This is a genomic window from Paenibacillus sambharensis (assembly GCF_003233845.1).
In the GTDB taxonomy this organism is placed as follows: Bacteria; Bacillota; Bacilli; order Paenibacillales; family Paenibacillaceae; genus Paenibacillus_I; species Paenibacillus_I sambharensis.
In genome coordinates this window covers 201,596-219,646 of record NZ_QKRB01000010.1, presented here as the reverse complement: position 1 = coordinate 219,646, position 18,051 = coordinate 201,596, and the positions used below count along the sequence as shown (strand labels likewise).

The window sequence follows — 18,051 nt, the reverse complement described above, 5'->3', positions numbered from 1 at the left end:
GGCGGTTCTTTGCGCGGTAAACCGGGTAAAAGATCATTCGTCGGAAACCTTCAGCCGCTTGGCGATATACAGCACCGGGGTTGAGGAGACCGACACGATAAACTTGAATATGTACGTCGTCAGGAAAATCTGCAGCCACAGGTTAAATTCATATTCCCAAGCGAACGCAATGGTGCAGAACACCAGCGTGTCGACCAGCTGGCTGATGGCCGTGCTGCCATTGGTCCGAATCCACAGCTGCCCGTCCGATGGAAACAGCCGCTTGAGCCAGTTGAACAGCCTGACGTCCAGGAACTGGCTGACCAGATACGCGCACAAGCTGCCAATCGCAATCAGCGGAAGCAGGTCGAATATGGCCACCAGAGGCTCGTGGGCAAAATCGTCGGGATGCGGGTCGAACTTAAGCACCATCTGCATGATGACCGTTGAAGCCAGCAGCGTGAAGAACCCGAACCAGACTGCCTTCCTGGCCTGCTTCGGTCCATACTTCTCATTGAGAAGGTCAGTCGTCAGATAGATGCTGGCATAGATCGTGTTGCCGAGCGTCATCATCAAGCCGCCGATCTCAACTGTCTTCACAACCTGAATGTTGGCCAGCACGGTGGCAAATCCGATCCATGCAAAGAGCCCCGTCCGCCCAAACAGCCTGTAGCAGGCCAGGAACAGCAGGAAGTTGACGGCTATGAACAGCACGCCCCAAAATTCGTTAAACATACGCATGACTCCTTAGTTTTGATAACGCGGGATGGTTACGAACCGCGGCCCGCCAGCGTTTGGACGCGGCAAGCTTCCCAAAGTATACCACCGGGGGTTCTCGTGCGCCATCTTATTTTTGCATACAGAAATTTCCTGCCTTTGACATTCTTCCGCTGCGGGAGCATAATAGATTCTGTTCCTATATTCTTTACATCTTATTCATATATACAGCCGGCAGCGCCGGCCATCAATTACAGGATCAAGGCAGGTGCGGCAGCAGCCGTTTCCGGCCTGTTTCCTCTGGTAAAGGAAGGTGCATGCACGTGAGGACTCCTTGGCTCTCCAAGGCGTACACTGCGCTAGGCGCGAAGCCCCAACTCGTATTTCTACTTATTCTATTGATTAAAAGTTATCTGGCCTGGTTTGTCATTTTTGAACATTCACCCGGCATGGCGCCGCTTATTTCCGAAATCCCTTTCATTATTGCGCTCTTCTGCCTGATTGAGTATTTTGCATCCAAGCGCAAGATGGTCATCTATCTGGTTGTCAATCTGCTGTTAACCGGTATATTCTTCGCCGTCATTATGTACTACAAATATTATGGTGTTATTGTTACCTATCACGCCTTGCAGCAGGTGAACCAGGTAACGGCCGTCAAGAACAGCGTCTTCTCGCTGCTTGACCCTTACTTCCTGTTCATCTTCACCGATATTCTGCTGTTCGCCTACGTCTTCTTCCGCCAGCGCAAGGCAGAATCCTGGAAGCAGCTTAACCAGCGCAGCAGCAGACGGGGGATGCTCCTGTCCATCTTCACGCTAATGATCGTTGTATGTCTGATGAATATTCTCCCGAACCGCGCGAGCATGAATGAGCGCGTCAAGGCCGGTGAGATGGGCATTCTCAATTATGAAGCTTATACAATCTTCTCCAGCGAGAAGGTTGATCCCGTTGATCAATCGCTCATCACTCAGGAAGCAATTAATGAGCTCAAAGGAATTGAGCCTGTTGCTCCGGAGGATGCCAAGTATAATGGAGCGGCCAAGGGCAAGAACCTGATTATCATCCAGATGGAGTCCTTCCAGAACTTCCTGATCGACCTTAAGGTTGAAGGGCAGGAAGTAACGCCAACCATGAACAAGCTGGCTCACGAGGGCTTCTACTTCCCTCACTTCTATCAGCAGGTCGGTCAAGGCAATACCTCGGATGCCGAGTTTGTCGTTAATACATCTTATTACATCCCGCCGCGCGGTGCGGCTACGATGATGTATGTGGATAAAGCACTCCCAAGCCTGCCGAAGCTGCTGCAGGCGGAAGGCTACGACACCGCAACCTTCCACACGAACGTGGTTGAGTTCTGGAACCGCGGCGAGCTGTACAGCTCGCTTGGCTTTGACCGTTATTATGATGCCGAATTCTTCGGCGAAGAGGATGTTATTTTCTTCGGCGCATCGGATGAAGTGCTGTATAAGAAGACGGCCGAGGAGCTGAAGCGCATGCACGCTTCTGAACAGCCGTTCTACAGTCAGGTCATCTCCATGACGGCCCATCATCCGTTCACGATCCCGCTTGAGAAGGATCAAATTACACTGCCTGATCGCTATAAGGAGACATTCGTAGGCGATTATATCCGTTCCCAGAATTATGCCGACCGGATGCTCGGTAAATTCATTGATGATTTGAAGGAAAGCGGCATCTGGGAGGACAGTCTGATCGTCATCTATGGCGACCACCTCGGCCTGCCCATCTATTCTCTCAACAAAGAAGAGAAGGCCCTGATGGCGGAAATTCACGGACGTGAATACGGCTATACCGATATGATCAACATTCCTCTGATGGTTATCGGCGAAGGGGTTACAGAGCCGGCCGTATTCGACCAGCTGGGCGGACAGTCTGATCTGCTGCCGACGATTGCCAATCTGATGGGCATATCACTGAGTGATCATATACACTTCGGCCAGGACATCCTTAATCATCAGAACAATATTTTGCCGCAGCGCTACTATCTGCCCTCCGGCTCGCTTGTAAGCAGCCATTCGCTGTTCATGCCGGGTGAAGGATACGAGGATGGCACGCAGTACTCCTTGTCCGGAGATGAGGACAGCGCCGGATCGGTGACCGAGGACGAATACAACCGCGCCCTGGAGCTGCTTCACTTATCCGACAGCTACGTCCTGCAGCTGCCCGACAAGAAGCCCGCCGAATAATACACAAGGAGCTGTATCAGGCATTTCAGCCTGATGCAGCTCCTTTATTTTGTTGCCAATGCTATGCCGCCAGTTTAGTACGGTCCGCGAATATATTCTTTTACCTCATCCTTATAAAACTGCCTCAGCTTCTCCAGCTCTCCCTCCGTGAAGGACGGCACATCAGCCGCTTCCAGATTAGCTTCTACCTGTGATGTGTTCTTGAAGCCCGGGATGACACAAGTGATATGCGGATTATCCAGAATCCAGCGCAGTGCAGCTCCAGCCATATTGGAACGGCCGTCGGCAATCCAGGAAAGCTGGCTGCTGAGCGCTACTCCCTTCTCGAACGGAAGTCCGGCGAAAGTCTCTCCGACATTAAAGCTCTCCCCGTTGCGGTTGAAGCTGCGGTGGTCATCCGGGGCAAATGTCGACTGCTCGGTAAATTTGCCCGTCAGGAGCCCGCTGGCAAGCGGGAGTCGGACCAGAATGCCAACACCCTGCTCATGCGCCTTCGGGAACAGCTCGTCCCCCGGCAGCTGGCGGAACAGATTATAGATAACCTGGAGCGCCCGGACATTCGGATATTGAAGGCTGATAAGGCCTTCCTCCACCGTCTCCACGCTAACCCCGTATTCACGGATTTTCCCTTCCTGACGGAGCCTGTCCAGTACATGGAAAACCTCACCGTCCCGCAGGATGTCAGTCGGCGGACAGTGTATCTGGTACAGGTCAATCCGCTCCCGGCCGAGTCTGCGCAGACTGGCCTCACAGAACGCGCTTACCGACTCGTAACGGTAGGCCTCCCGGCTGTGAATATCCGCTGCCCGGCAGAACTTGGTTGCGATATGTATCTGGTCTTCCCTGCCCTTGGTCGCTTTAGCGAGCAGCTCCTCGCTGTGCCCGTCACCATATACATCCGCTGTATCAAAGAAGTTGACGCCTGCGTCCATAGCCCGCGCAAGAGCCTCCAGGGAAGCTTCGTCGCTTGTCTGTCCCCATGAGCCTCCGATTGCCCACGTGCCAAAGCTGATCTCGCTCACGGACATCCCGCTGCTGCCGAGTGGTCTGTATCTCATCTTCATCCATCCTTTCAAGTTGTACATTATGATCTACGTTAGGATCCGATCCGCGGATAACCGGTAAGCATCAGCTCCTGAACGCCGGTCGGCCCGTTCACTATTGAACGGGCCGACACGGTTTGTTAAGACAGCTGATGCTAGCAGGAACTTGGTTTCATTAGGCTTCCGAGCATGCGCACTACGGCGCTAACCAAAGCTTCTATCCGCCAACCCAGCGCTGGCCTCTCATAAGGCAATGATTAGTTCAGTTCCGCCTGCAGACCATTCTTGGCAAACACTTCTGCCATTGCAGCCTTCGCTTCCTCTTCATCCGGACCATGAATGTCCAGCTTGTAGGCTTGCCCAGTTACAAGGGAGACGCTAAGGCCAAGAATGCTCTTGACGTCGATGACCCGATCGCCTACGCGAAGAACGATACTGGAGCTGAACTGCGTTGCTGTACGGTTAATTTCTACGATTGTTTTCGTGTCGATGGCTCCCATATTTGCACCTCCCTTGATTTACTCCTCCTATTATAATTGAAACCGATTACAATGGAAAGTCATACCTTTGTAAATTGAGGTTTCGTTCGTGTACCTATCTTAACTTAACAATCTACGTGACGGTTTATGCATCAAGTTTCGGGCCTGCAGCCTCCCGCTTAATAGCAAGAAGGGCTGGCCCCCGAGCTGCTTAAGCCCGGTTACCAACCCTGGTTCAAATCCTAATGGTCAGCGTGCTAGGGTTATGCTTCCTGCCCGGCAGCTGCAGATGCCACGCTGCTCACCGTACCGGACTTCACGGAGCCCCGTCCGCCATGCTTGCCCTTGCCGCCATGACCGCCGTGCGGTTTAAGCTCGCCGCTGATAATCGCAGCCGCCTGCTCGGCAAGCTCCGCCTTCCGCTCGTCATACTGCTCCTGTGTCAGTCTGCCGGCTGCCAGCTGCTCGTCCAGCTTGGCAGTCAGCTCGCTAATGATCAGGTCTGCCAGCTTCTGAGTGTCCACATTCTTCTCAGCAGCCAGATCAGCCAGCGTCTTGCCTGACTTCACCGCTTCCTTCAGCTCATCCTGAGTTAGGCCCAGCAGTCCAGCCACTTCCTCGGAGGCACCGAAGAAACCGCCCATCTTCCGGCCGCTCTTCATGTTGATCTCACCGCTTACGATCTGTCCGGCCTTCTCTGTGATCTCCGCTTTGCGTGAATCATACTCCTCCTGCGTAATGGAGCCAGCGCTCAGCTTCTCATCCAGCCGGGCTGTCAGCTTGGCCGCTATAGCATCGGTCAGCTTCTGAACGTCAACGCCCTTGTCCGCTGCCAGCTCAGCCAGCGTGGACCCGGATTTTAACGCCTCCTTAAGTTCATCCGTGGTCATGCCAAGCAGCCCGGCAATCTCCTCGGACCCTGCGAACCAGGAGCCTTTATGGAATCCGCCTCTGCCTGTCTTGCCAGCATCTGCCGCCGCTGCAGCAGATGCTTCCGCCTGGGTACCTGTCTGGATCGCCGCTCCTGCGTATGCCTGCTGATTGAGCAGCACACCCCCGCCAACAGTAATTGTCAATGCTAATACGCCAACTGCCCATCGTTGTTTCTTCTTCATGTATACACGCCTCACTCTCTCTTGGTAATTTCTCTGGCAGCTCCGGCCGGCTGCATACCTATCTTATCCATCGCACATTAACGAACCTTTAAACGAAACTGAGCGTTTCCTTAATGTTGGCAGAAACTCTGGTTACTATACCCATTATCCTCCAGCCTCATATTTCTGAAGCACACAAAACCGGCCAGTCGCTGCTTGCTGCCGCGCTTAGCCGGTTCATGTCAGTCATCTGCGATAACGGTCAAAGTCAGTCAATGTCTTGGAGCAGTCAAAGCGCCAGCGGCGCCGATGGCTGCACCGAGCAGGGCACCGGCGAGCACTTCCTCCGGCTGATGGCCGATGCTCTCCTCCAGCCTTTCCTTCCGCCGGTCATGATACAATCCAGGGTCCTGGCCAGCCAGCGTCTCAACGTGCGCATCCAGATCGTTGACCTGAATGGCAATTTCACCGGTGTGCCGGCGGAGATTCATTGCGTCATACATCACGATGGTTCCCAGCATCGAAGCCAGGGCAAAAGCGGGCGACTTTATTCCATTCCGTATTCCTATATAGGTGGCTAATGCCGCAACTCCGCTCGAATGCGAGCTTGGCATGCCGCCTGAGCCGACCGATTTTCCCCAATTCCACTGCCCGTTAACCCTGTACTGCATAGGCACCTTAAGGACTTGCGCTGCCCCAATTGCTGTCAGAGCCGTTATAAGTGCTCTATTCAAGCCTGTCTCCTCCTTATGAGCCGATCTTCAAATCGTCCAGGCTCTTGAACTCATAGCCTTGCCGCCGGGCTTCATCGATGATTCTGCCAAGTGCCTCCGCATTATCCCGCGATACGGAATGCAGCAGAATAACAGCCCCCGGATGAAGCTGCGCCGTTACGCTGCGATACGCATAATCCGCACCCTTCTGCTTCTTGGTATCCCAATCCATATAAGCAATTGACCAGAATACGTTCGTGTAGCCCTCCGCCTTGCTGACACCAAGGGTTCGGTCGCTGAAGATGCCGCGCGGCGGGCGAAGATACTTCATTTCACGTTGTCCGGTTATCTCGGCAACACGCTGCTTCACCCTCGCCAGCTCTTCCCTGATCTTCCCGTCAGGCACCTGCGTCATGTCCGGGTGACTCCATGAATGGTTGCCGATGATGTGTCCTTCCCGCACCATCCGCTTCAGCAGCTCCTGCTGGTCGTTCACATAATGCCCCGTTACGAAAAATGCCGCCGGCACCTTCTTCTCCTTCAGCACATCCAGAATTGGTGGCGTATAGCCGTTCTCATAGCCGTTATCGAAGGTCAGATAGAGCACCTTCTCGTTCTTATCACCCGTAAATACTGCCCCATGACGGGCCAGAATGTCCTTAAAGCCCTCCTGGTCAATGGAGGCTGGCTGGCCGTTGCGGCTTTTCTTGAAGCCAAAATGAAAGGGGCTGTCAGCCGCGGAAGCATCTGCCGCCGTCAATGGGAGTCCCCATAAGGTCAGCATGATGACCATCAAGGCTGCCAGTTTCTTGTGTATAAGCACTGCACGTGCACCTCCAATTCAATCGCATGCAGGGATAATTTGCCCTTCGGGGGCAAAATTATGCCGCGCCTGCCATATCGCTGTCTATTGGAATTTATGGCCTTGCAGGAATAACTTCCTTGCGGTGGTGCATCTTACAACTGTAGATGAAAGTGCCCGGAAGGGCACACAAGGAGGAGTAGAACGATGTTTTTCCATGTGAAGGAGCTGCAGCATACAGCCAAGCCTGACCGTCCCGACCCGGTTTATGCCAAGAAGCTGCAGGAAATACTCGGTGGACAGTTTGGCGAGATGACGGTTATGCTGCAGTATTTGTTTCAAGGCTGGAACTGCCGGGCTGAAGCCAAATACCGTGACATGCTGCTCGATATCGGAACTGAGGAAATCGGACATGTCGAGATGATTGCCACCATGATCGCCCAGCTGCTGGAGGGCGCACCGGTCGACCAGGTCGAACAGGCGGCAGCCAACCCCGTGATCGGCGCTGTCCTCGGCGGCATGAATCCGCAGCATGTAATCGTCTCAGGTCTCGGAGCCACGCCAACCGACAGCGTCGGCTATCCCTGGAACGCCCGGTATACGATTGCAAGCGGCAACCTGTTGGCGGATTTCCGCGCCAACCTGAATGCCGAGTCCCAAGGACGGCTGCAGGTGGTCCGCCTGTATGAGGAAACGACAGACCGCGGCGTGCGGGACATGCTCTCCTTCCTGATCGCCCGCGATACGATGCACCAGAACCAGTGGATGGCGGCCATCGAGGAGATCGAGCAGCAGCAGAAGGCCACCGTGCCTTCCTCCTTCCCGCAAAATCTCGAAGTCGAGGAAGTATCCTACCAGTTCATGAACTTCTCTGAAGGGGATGAGAGCAGCACAGGGCGCTGGGCCTCCGGTCCAAGCATGGACGGACAGGGTACATTCCAGTACGTTGCACACCCCGTTGCCCGCGGACAAGCGCCAAAGCTGAACCCGGCTCCGCCGTTCGTCCATTCTACGCCGGGTATGCAGCCGGTTCTCGTGAACCACTAGAGCCCCAGCCCTATACAGTCCCGCCAAAGGGCGTTAGGAGATCGTTCAATAAGAAGGGGCTCTTGCTAAGTCGTTATGACTTAACAAGAGCCCCTGTTCTGCCTTGTACTATTAAGAATGAATGTCCCGGCGGTCGCTGTAGCTGCTGTCCTTCGGCTGATCGGAACGCTTCATGTATGGCCACCAGTTGGCCTCACCGAACGTCCGCACCATAACCGGAATGAACAGCGGCAGCATGACAAGCGCGTACAGGAACAGTCCGCACAAGACGATGGTAGCGATCTGCAGGAGCGACATGACTCCTGACGGCAGCATCGCCGCGAATGTACCGCCCAGAATCAGCGCGGCGGACATAATGACCGTGCCCATGTTCTTCATCGCAAGCAGAATGCCTTCCTTCGGATCCAGATGGCGGTATTCCTTGAACCGATCCATCAGGAAGATACTGTAGTCAATGCCGAGCGCCATCAGCATAACGAAGCCGAAGAACGGAACCGCCCAGCTGATGCCGGTGAGGCCCATAATCTGTACGAAGATCACCTCGGCGATGCCCATCGCTGTATAATACGTCAACAGCAGCGACAGCACCAGATAGATCGGCATAACCAGCGAACGGAACAGAATGATCAGAATCAGCGTGATGCCGACCAGCATCAGAACCATTGTACGCGAGTAATCCTCTGCCGAGATATTCCGCAGGTCATTGTTTATGCTCGTTACGCCGCTAACGGCATACGCCGCATCCGCATAATCCGTGCCCTTCAGCGCGCGTGCAACAGCCGCCTCCAGCTCCGGAATCTGCTTAAGAGTCTCCACTTCATACGGATTGCCCTCGAAGATGACTTCGAATTTCACCGTCTGCCGGTCCTCCGACATGTATACGTCAAGCGCCGTTTGGAAGTCTTCGCTGTTCAGCGCCTCTTCCGGCAGGTACCAGCCGGTCAGCTGCTTATCAGGCGCTGCTAACAAATCATCAAGGTAGCCCTGGGCGGATTTCAAGCCGTCTGTTACCTTATTCAATCCGTCCACGCTCTGATCAAGTCCGCTCGTCAGCTCGCCGAGCTGGCCCGTCAAATCGGAGAAGCCGCTCTGAAGCTCCTTCTGTCCGGCAGCCAGCTGGTCGAAGCCCTCCGTCAGTTCTGGCAGCTTGCCGACAATCTGGCTCTGGCCGCCAGCGGCCTGTTCAATGCCAGCCTGCAGGTCGCCAATACCCTTGGCAATGGCCGCCAAGCCTTCAGCAAGTGCCGATTGGCCGCCAGCCGCCTGCTCAAGGCCTGCATTGGCCTGCCCAAGGCCGCCAGCAACACCGGCAAGCTGCGTGTTCAGCTGCGCAAGACCTTCGCCCAGCTTCTCGGCTCCCGTCTGCAGCTGTGTCACCGCTCCCTGCGTCTGCAGGAAGTCCGGGTCCTGCTGAAGCTCCGGATATTTCTGTGCCAGGCCGCTCAAGCCCTGGCCTACTCCAGCAAGTCCTTCAACAAGCCCCTGCTGGCTGGCTGCCACGTCGTTATAAGCCGTGGAGAGCTGGTTAAGCCCCTCTCCCATCTGCTTGTAGTTGGTCAGCAGCTGCTGGCTTGCCGCACTTAGCTGCTCGGCGCTTGTCTTCGCCTGCTCGAGTCCCGCCTTCAGCTCCCCGGCTCCAGTCGAGCCGTCGCGCAGGCCTTTCTCAATCTGTCTCAGACCGTCACCAAGCTGCTGCACCCCGCTCTTCAGCTGATTCGTGCCCTCGACGAGCTGGCCTGCACCATCTACTGCTTCTTCCAGCTGGGGCGCATTGTCACTAAGTGCCTTGCTTGCTTCCGACAGCCCGCTGCTGATTTGGCCCAGGCCATCCTCCGTCTCACCAATTCCGCTGCCAAGCGTGCCGATCTGTTCAGTTACCTGCAGATCCTCGATCGGCTCCCCGGTTGGACGCGTTGCGCTGCGTACAGACTTCACGCCATCAACCTGAGACAGCTCTCTCGTAATCTTCTCAACAGCAGCAAGCCCTGCGGCCGTATCAAGCGGCTTCTCCGATTGAAGCGCCACCGTGGAAGGCATCGAATCGCCAGGGCCGAAGCCGTCTGCAATCAGGTTGAAGCCTTTGACCGAATCATAACGCTCTCCGATCTCGTCAAGGGAATTAAAGGACGGTGTGCCCTTATACGCTACCAGGAACGGCACCATCACAACCGCCAGTATAAGCAGCGTCCACACCGGGCGCTTCAGCGAGAAGCTGCCGACAGCCCCCCACAGGCCGCTCTGCTTGTGCTCAAGCGATCCCTTCGCCGGCCAGAATATAGCCTTGCCGAGAAGCGACATGAACACGGGCACCAGCGTTACCAAGGCAATCAGCATGACGGACACGCCAACAGCTACTGCTACCGCAGAGCGGTACAAGGCAAAGGTCGAGAAGCCGATGGATACGAAGCCCACCAGTACAGCCAGGCCCGAGAAGAATACCGTTCTGCCTGCCGTTCTATAGGTATTCACAATTGCTTCTGTCTTGTCGCCCGTATGAGCGAGTTCTTCCTTGAAGCGGCTGATCAGCAGTATACAATAATCCGTTCCGATACCGAACAGCACCGCTACCATGAAGATCTGGGTGAAGTTCGACAGCGGGAAATCCGCATACTCAACCAGGAATGCCACGACCGATTGCGACGTAATATAGCTGAAGCCAACGGCCAGCAGCGGGATGAACGGCGCAATGACCGAGCGGAATACGACAAACAGAATAATAAGTATGAAGACTACAGTAATGCCTTCCGTCTTCTTCAATCCTTCCTGCGAACTCTCCACAACATCCTCGCCGATCAGCCAATCACCGGTGAAGTAATGCTCCACACTGAACGCCGAGGCTGCCTCATACAGGCCCTCTTTCATTTCCGAAGCCGAGCGGTCACCAAAGTCAAGGTCAACCAGCGTCAATATCGTGGTGCCATCCTCGGATACCATCTGACTCTTAAGCTCCGCATTCTCAAAATGCGAAGTGACACCCGTAATGCCCGTCTTCCCGCCCTGCGCTTCCAAATCGGCAAGGCCCTGCTTGATCTCTTCCAGATCTGCAGCCGAGAGGCCCTCTTTATTATGGAACACCAGCACAGCTGACGATGTCCGCTTAGCCTCCTCGCCGCCCTCGCCGCTTCCGCTTGAGCTCTCCAGCTCCTTCAGCAGCTCAGAAGCATTGGACGACGAATAACCGTCCGGAACGGTGATCTGTCCCTTCGTTCTGACCAGCTCCTCCATATTAGGAGCAGCCAGCATTAACCCAACCGCAGCGGCCAGCCACAGAATCAGCACCAGCCAGCGCATTTTCAGAATGGTTCTCATCTCTCTCTCCCTATCCCCCTTTAATTATCCAGCAGCAATCGGCCCAGCTTCTCATAGGTCTCGATAAAACGTATGGCCTCTTCGTTGTCAAAATGACTGATATAACCCGTGAGCAGCTCTTGAATTCTCTCCTCAATCTCATCAGCGGTGCGTTCCCCCTCAGCTGTCAGGGAAAGGTAGGTGACCCTGCGGTCCTTGTCATCCTGAACACGCTCGATCATCTTCTTGTCAGAGAGGCGGGTAATGATCGCGGTAATAGAGCTCTTGCCTACACAGAAAATATCCGCCAGTTCACTTGATGTGCACCGGCCGCGTTTGCGGATGTAGCGGATCGTCGAATACTGATCCAGTGTCAGCTCCTCGCCCATGCCTCTGCGGATCAGCGCATTAAGCCGCCGGTTGACGGTGAACGAAACCTCTTCATAACGGCCAATAATTGAGGCAAGCAGTTGTTTGTCCATGCTGTACTCCTTTCCAGAATATGGTTTATAGATAAAACAATTACACGGTAAAACTATTCAATAATAGAACTATATCAAAGGGACTATTTGTCCGTCAATAGAGAAATCAACCGCCTGTCCTTGCGGTCCCGGTCAACCTTCCAGGGCAGCAAAACAGCCGGACAAGGCATCCTCCTTGTCCGGCCTTCTACGCTGTTCACGACGGCTGCTGGAATGCAGTCTCTTCCTGATAGGCTGGCAGCCGGATGGAGACGGTTGTGCCTCGGCCCGGACTGCTGTCAAACTCCATTCTCCCGTGATGCTCTTCAATGATCTTAAGACTGACCATCAGGCCAAGCCCCGTACCCTTCTCCTTCGTTGTGTAGAAGGGCTCGCCAAGCCGGGCCATCTTCTCCATCGGAATGCCTGCACCGCTGTCGGTTACCTTCACCAGCACATGCTCCCGCAGGACGGTTGTTGTCACCATCAGCAGCCCGCCTCCCGGCATGGCTTCGATCGCATTCTTGATCACATTCATGAAGACCTGCTTGAGCTGGTTCTTGTCGCAGTTCACCAGACAGGGATCAGGCCCCGTCTCCATCTGGATTATGACGTTATTAAGAATGGCCTGGCTGCTCAGCAGCTCGGCCACCTCGCCAGCCAGCAGCTTTACGTCCCACACTTTATAACAGGCTGCATTGGGCTTGGCCAGAACAAGCAGCTCATCCAGTATCATTTCAATTCGTGTAAACTCTGTCTCCATAATTTGATAGTAACGGTCTGCCTGTTCTCCGGTTGCATGGCGCTGAAGCTTGGAGAAGCCCTTGAGCGAGGTCAGGGGGTTACGGATTTCATGCGCAATGCCTGCCGCCAGCTGTCCAGCCATCTTCAACTTCTCGGATTTGCGCAGCAGCTCCTCTGTCTGCTTATGGCCGGTTATGTCGCGCACGGTGCCGAATATCCTCACGAAACGCCCGTCTTCATCATCCAGAAGCCGGGCAATCGCATAGATTGTCCGGGTCTCACCGCTGCCATGCCGGATCCGAAACTCGTATTCGAGCTTCTCGGACAGCCGGCGGTCACCCGAAAGCCGGCTGAGGAGCCGTTCCTTCATTCCCTCCATCATATCAAGATCCTCGGGATGGATAATACGGCGTGATGCTTCCGCTGCATCGGCAAACTGTTCTCTGGTATAACCAAATATCCGGTAAGTCTCGTCCGACCATTCCCGGTGGCCGCTGGCCAGATACCACTCAAAATGGCCGAGACCCGCAATCTGCTGGGCGAGAACAAAGTTATCCTTGCTCCGCCGCAGCTCCTCCTCCGCCTGCCTCCGTGCCGAAATATCCCGGCATACCGCTACCGTCCGTACGAGCTCTCCCTGCTCGTTCCATATCCGCTTGTAAGTGATCTCACACCAGAGAATATCGCCATGTCTGTGCTTGATCTGATAGACGGCCGTACCATGCGCTGAGGCACCGCACTGGGCGGTTCTCCTTGGGCCCTCTGACACTGCAATATCCTTTACAATATCCCGGGTATGACGGCCTACCCAGTCCGCTTGTTCATATCCGAGCAGCCTGCTTACGGAAGGGGATACGTATTCCACGATACTATCCGGACTCAGGTACAATACAACATCATGAGCATTCTCTGATAAGGATTTGTACCGCTGTTCACTCTCTTCGAGCCGCTTCTCCGTCATGATGCGGTCAGTGATGTCCTTGCAAATGCCGAAGTAAGCGACAATATCAGCCCCGACTATAACAGGAAGGAATGAGCATTCCAGGTTGGCAGCGCTTCCGTCTTTCCGCACGATAGTCGGATAATGCTGGATTTCTTCCCCTGCCGCCGTACGTGCAGAATCGCCTGTTGGATACCCATCCGGTATGGGCAGGAACCGTCCCAGCTTATGTCCGATAAGTTCAGACGGCTCATAGCCGGTCATGCTGGCAAACGATTGATTGACCCGCTGCAGCTCCCACTCCGTATTCAGCGCACAAACGCCGTACGGGTGCTGATCAAACAGCGTGCTGAAGTACTGCTCCGCCCCCTGCGCCAAGCGTTTCATTACGGTAATGTCATGGAAGAATACAGACAAGCCGTCCTGCCCGGGATAAAGGTGAAATTGATACCAATGCTCCATATAACGGTCTTTGTATTCCAGAACCATGGCCGTCTGATCCCGCATGGAGCGATTAAACACCTCATAGAACTGCGAATGAAGATGAGAGGGAACCACATCCCAGACGACTCTTCCGATCATCTCTTCCGGTTCACGTTCCAACAGTCTGCTCGCCGCCGGATTAATGTACACCAGCCTCCAGGACCGGTCCATCGCCATAAAACCGTCAGACAGCCGGTCCATTGCCGCCCTCACAGGAAAATGACTCTGCTCTTGATCATAATCCGGCATCTGCTTTAAGCCTCCTACTTCCGCATTTAAAAACCATCACCGCCCCCATTATCCATCATTTACCTTTCCAACGTAAAGAGATTTTTTACTTTTTTCTTACAAACTTATCCAAATTACGGCCGCAGGTTGTCGGAATAAGTCCTATTGCTGCAATGATACCTGTTATGGCTGAGCTGCATGTTCACGCAAACCCTTGTTCAGCTCATAGTAGAAGCCCTCCTGCTCCATGAGCTCGGCATGGCTGCCCTGTTCGATGACTCGGCCCTGGTCAAGCACAATGATCCGGTCCGCTTGGCGGATTGTGTTCAGGCGGTGGGCGATTACGAAGCTCGTTCTTCCCTTCATCAAGCGGGTGAGCGCTTCCTGAATCCGGACTTCCGTCACCGTATCAATGCTGCTTGTCGCCTCATCGAGCAGCAGGATGGACGGATCGGCAAGCAGCGTACGGGCTATGGACAGCAGCTGCTTCTGGCCCTGGCTGATGCCGGCCCCATCAGCCTGAAGCATCGTGTCATAGCCATGTGGCAGCTTGATAATAAAGCTGTGGGCGTTGGCATCCCTTGCCGCCCGCTCTACATCCCTGTCCGTTGCATCCAGCCTGCCGTAGCGGATGTTGTCCCGAATGGTGCCCTCGAACAGGAATACATCCTGCAGCACGAAGCCCATCTGCCGGCGGAGGCTGCTTCTTGTCATAGTTCCGGTCGGACGGCCGTCTATCCGGATTTCGCCTTCATCCGGATCATAGAACCGGGAAAGCAGCTGGAAGATCGTCGTTTTCCCCGCTCCCGTCGGTCCAACCAAGGCCACCGTCTCACCTGGTCGGGCATGGATTGTTACATCCCTAATCGTCTGACCGCCCTTCTCGTAGGCAAAAGAGACATTTTCCAGAACTACATCGCCCTGTATGTTCCGGATCTCTCCAGCATTGCGTTCATCCCGCTCCTCCCCGTCCTCCTCCAGCACGGCAAACACACGCTCTGCGCCTGCAATGGCGGACAAGAAGGTGTTGAACTGGTTAGCGAGATCGTTAAGGGGTCTGGTGAACTGGCGCGCATACTCCGCAAAGGTTACAAGGATACCCACACTGACAAGACCATTGATGGCGAGCAGGCCGCCCGCCCCTGCGATAATGGCAAAGCTGACGTTATTCAGCATGTTCATCAGCTTCGGTATGAAGCCTGTATAGGTCTGCGCCCAATAGCCCGAAACCTTAAGGCGGCCGCTTCGCTCCACGAATGCCTCAATCATCCGCTCTTCCATCGAGAAGCTCTTCACAATGCGATGGGCTGACAACGACTCCTCCACAAAACCGTTCAGCTGTCCCAGGTCGCGCTGCTGCTCCTTGAAATACTTGCCTGTCCGGGCAGTAATCCACTTCATACCGAGCACCATTCCAGGAATGATGGTCAGCGTGATAACCGTCAGCAGCGGACTCAGCCAGAGCATCAGCCCGAGCATGCCCGTGAAGGTCAGCAGGCTTGACAGCAGCTGGATAACAGACGTGTTCAGGGTCTGGCTGACATTCTCGATATCGTGGGTTACCCGGCTCATCATGTCGCCATGCTGGCGCTTGACATAATAACTGACTGGCAGCCGGTGCAGCTGACGGAAGAGATCCTTGCGCATGGTCGATACCGCTTCCTGTGCCACACCGATCATCCAGTAATTCTGCAGCCAGGCGGCTAGGCTCTGAAGCAGGTAAAAGGCGCCCAGCAGCATAATTAACCCGGCTAGGCCGGCATAGTCGCCAGGGACAAAATAATGGTCAATGGCCCAGCCGAGCAGATAAGGACCCATTAAACCAAGGATTGAGCTAAACACGGTCATGACGATAATCATGACAAGCAGCGCACGGTGCTTCCCTAGGTAGGCCCCGATCTTCACGATCGTACCCCATCCGTCCTTGGGTCTGATCTTCTTCCTGCCTGCCGGTTCAGACGGCTGTTTCCCTGGTGCTGCGGCCGCGTTCATTCTGCCGGCTGTTAACGGGGCAGCCCCGCGGCTCCGGTTCGCTGTCTTAGCCATGGCTCGCCTCCTCCTGCTGTGAGCTGACGATGCTGCGGTACAGCGCCGAACGCTCCATGAGCTCCTGATGACTGCCCTGGTCCTGCACCCGGCCGTCCTCCATGAGAATTATGGTATCCGCCTTTATCGCGGTGCTGATCTTCTGTGTAACAATCATGATCGTACAAGTATAGCTCTTCAGCGCCTCCAGCAGCTTCGCTTCCGTCCTGACATCCAGAGCGCTCGTGCTGTCATCCAGTAGCAGAGCCCTAGGTTTGCGCAGCAGCGCCCGTGCGACTGACAGCCGCTGCTTTTGACCACCCGACAGATTAACTCCCTTCTGTCCGATAACCGTGTCATATTGATCAGGCAGCCGCATGATCGTCTCATGGATCTGAGCATCCTGCGCTGCCTGGACCACCTCCTCGGCAGCTGCATCCTGCCTGCCCCAAAGCAGGTTCTCGCGCACCGTGCCCGAGACGAGCATGACCTCCTGCGGCACATACCCGATCTGATTCCGCAGTTCTTCTGTACGCCACTCCCTTAGATCCGTACCGTCCAGGCGGACCGCCCCCGCTTCGGGCTCATAGAGCCGCGGCAGCATTTGAAACATCGTCGATTTACCGGAGCCCGTCGCCCCCAGAATGGCCGCCATGCTTCCCGGCTTAATCCGGAAGGATACTTGGTGCAGCGCCGGTGCAGACAAGCCGGGATAGCGGAAGGTAACCCCGTCGAATTCTATCTCTGCCGCTCCTGTAGTTGAAGCGCTTTCGCGATTGCCGCTGACCGGCTCATCCCCATCTGCCTTCAGCACCTCTGCGATCCTGCCGCCCGATGCGCGGGCACGAGACAAGCCGCTCATGATGAAGGAAACGACGGAGAACGCGCCGGTTATGCGGGTTGCGTAGTTGATTATAGCTACAATCTCCCCTACATTGGCGCCGCCTGCCGCAACTTCGAAGCTGCCCAGCCACAGAATCAGAAGGATACTCAGATTCATGACAAGCAGCATCACCGGTACGACCAGCTCGATCAGCCGGAGAGCTCTGGATGTCTGGTGCCGAAGATCATCACTAACCTCCGTGAAGCGGGCTGTCTCATAACTCGAACGTACCAAGGTGCGGATCAGCCTCATGCCCAGAAGATTCTCCCGCAGGATGCCGTTGGTCTTGTCCAGTCTGTCTTGAACCAGCCGGAACAGCTTGAAGCTCTTGTTCATCATCCAGATCAGCAGCCCGAACAGCACAGGCGTAACCACGACCAGTATAAGGCCGAGCCGCAGGTTCACCGACAGTGCCATGACCAGTCCGCCGATCATCAGGAGCGGGGCCCGCATCATGATCCGAAGCCCCATGAAGACCACATTCTGAATCTGCGTGACATCGCCGGTCATCCGGGTAATCAGAGACGATTCCGCAAACCGGTTATAGACCGCATAGGACATGCGCTGTACACGAATGAACATCGCTTTACGGATATCGAACCCCATATTCTGACTGACGTGGGCTGCCAGGTAAGAGTTGATAATACCCGACACAAAGCCGATCAGGGCGATTCCTGCCATCACACCCCCGATTTGAAGTACAGCCGTCGAATCCCTCTGCAGAATGCCTTCATTGATCACACGAGCCATCAGCAGCGGGTGCCACAGCTCTACAACCAGCTCAACTAGCATCAGCAGCAAGGCAGCAGCCGCAGCAGCCCGGTATGGTTTCAAATAGGTAAGCACATGCCGCATCCGATACCCTCCTGTCTTATAAAAACTAATTACCCCCGGATCCTGTAGACGAACAGGCCTGCAGCA

At 55.0% G+C, this 18,051-nt stretch carries 13 protein-coding genes; 2 read left to right on the top strand and 11 right to left on the bottom strand.

The window, feature by feature from the left end; all coding sequences use genetic code 11:
- Window positions 1-33 precede the first annotated feature (33 nt).
- The gene (locus DNH61_RS02055) at window positions 34-714 is read right to left on the bottom strand and encodes a queuosine precursor transporter (RefSeq protein ID WP_111145036.1); all 681 of its coding nucleotides are present in this window, start codon (window positions 712-714) and stop codon (window positions 34-36) included.
- A gap of 299 nt (window positions 715-1,013) precedes the next feature.
- Here DNH61_RS02055 and DNH61_RS02045 point away from each other — a divergent pair, with 299 nt between their 5' ends.
- On the top strand, window positions 1,014-2,900 hold the full coding sequence (locus DNH61_RS02045; RefSeq protein WP_111145034.1) for an LTA synthase family protein: 1,887 nt from the start codon (window positions 1,014-1,016) through the stop codon (window positions 2,898-2,900).
- Between the two features lie 74 nt (window positions 2,901-2,974).
- Here DNH61_RS02045 and DNH61_RS02040 read toward each other — a convergent pair whose 3' ends face one another.
- The 5 genes from DNH61_RS02040 to pdaA form a co-directional block, all read right to left on the bottom strand.
- On the bottom strand, window positions 2,975-3,958 hold the full coding sequence (locus DNH61_RS02040) for an aldo/keto reductase (RefSeq protein WP_111145033.1): 984 nt from the start codon (window positions 3,956-3,958) through the stop codon (window positions 2,975-2,977).
- Window positions 3,959-4,200: 242 nt separating this feature from the next.
- A complete protein-coding gene (locus tag DNH61_RS02035; protein ID WP_111145032.1) occupies window positions 4,201-4,443 on the bottom strand; it encodes an HPr family phosphocarrier protein in 243 nt (80 codons plus the stop codon).
- A 242-nt stretch (window positions 4,444-4,685) separates the two neighbouring features.
- Entirely contained in the window at window positions 4,686-5,537 is an 852-nt protein-coding gene (locus DNH61_RS02030) for an SHOCT domain-containing protein (RefSeq protein ID WP_111145031.1), read from the bottom strand.
- A gap of 251 nt (window positions 5,538-5,788) precedes the next feature.
- On the bottom strand, window positions 5,789-6,250 hold the full coding sequence (locus tag DNH61_RS02025; protein WP_111145030.1) for a divergent PAP2 family protein: 462 nt from the start codon (window positions 6,248-6,250) through the stop codon (window positions 5,789-5,791).
- Window positions 6,251-6,263: 13 nt separating this feature from the next.
- On the bottom strand, window positions 6,264-7,013 hold the full coding sequence (gene pdaA / locus DNH61_RS02020; protein WP_245947858.1) for a delta-lactam-biosynthetic de-N-acetylase: 750 nt from the start codon (window positions 7,011-7,013) through the stop codon (window positions 6,264-6,266).
- A gap of 225 nt (window positions 7,014-7,238) precedes the next feature.
- Here pdaA and DNH61_RS02015 point away from each other — a divergent pair, with 225 nt between their 5' ends.
- Window positions 7,239-8,078: a manganese catalase gene (locus DNH61_RS02015; protein ID WP_111145029.1), complete on the top strand. Its 840-nt coding sequence runs from the start codon at window positions 7,239-7,241 to the stop codon at window positions 8,076-8,078.
- A 111-nt stretch (window positions 8,079-8,189) separates the two neighbouring features.
- Here DNH61_RS02015 and DNH61_RS02010 read toward each other — a convergent pair whose 3' ends face one another.
- From DNH61_RS02010 to DNH61_RS01990, 5 genes are all read right to left on the bottom strand, one after another.
- Entirely contained in the window at window positions 8,190-11,387 is a 3,198-nt protein-coding gene (locus DNH61_RS02010) for an MMPL family transporter (protein ID WP_111145028.1), read from the bottom strand.
- Between the two features lie 20 nt (window positions 11,388-11,407).
- Window positions 11,408-11,848, bottom strand: a complete 441-nt coding sequence (locus tag DNH61_RS02005) for a MarR family winged helix-turn-helix transcriptional regulator (protein ID WP_111145027.1) — start codon at window positions 11,846-11,848, stop codon at window positions 11,408-11,410.
- Window positions 11,849-12,044: 196 nt separating this feature from the next.
- The gene (locus DNH61_RS02000; RefSeq protein ID WP_111145026.1) at window positions 12,045-14,243 is read right to left on the bottom strand and encodes a PAS domain-containing protein; all 2,199 of its coding nucleotides are present in this window, start codon (window positions 14,241-14,243) and stop codon (window positions 12,045-12,047) included.
- Between the two features lie 162 nt (window positions 14,244-14,405).
- On the bottom strand, window positions 14,406-16,268 hold the full coding sequence (locus DNH61_RS01995) for an ABC transporter ATP-binding protein (RefSeq protein WP_425452196.1): 1,863 nt from the start codon (window positions 16,266-16,268) through the stop codon (window positions 14,406-14,408).
- Complete coding sequence (locus DNH61_RS01990; protein WP_111145025.1) at window positions 16,261-17,985, bottom strand: ABC transporter ATP-binding protein; 1,725 nt, start codon at window positions 17,983-17,985, stop codon at window positions 16,261-16,263. Before DNH61_RS01990 ends, DNH61_RS01995 begins: the two co-directional genes overlap by 8 nt.
- Window positions 17,986-18,051: the final 66 nt, after the last annotated feature.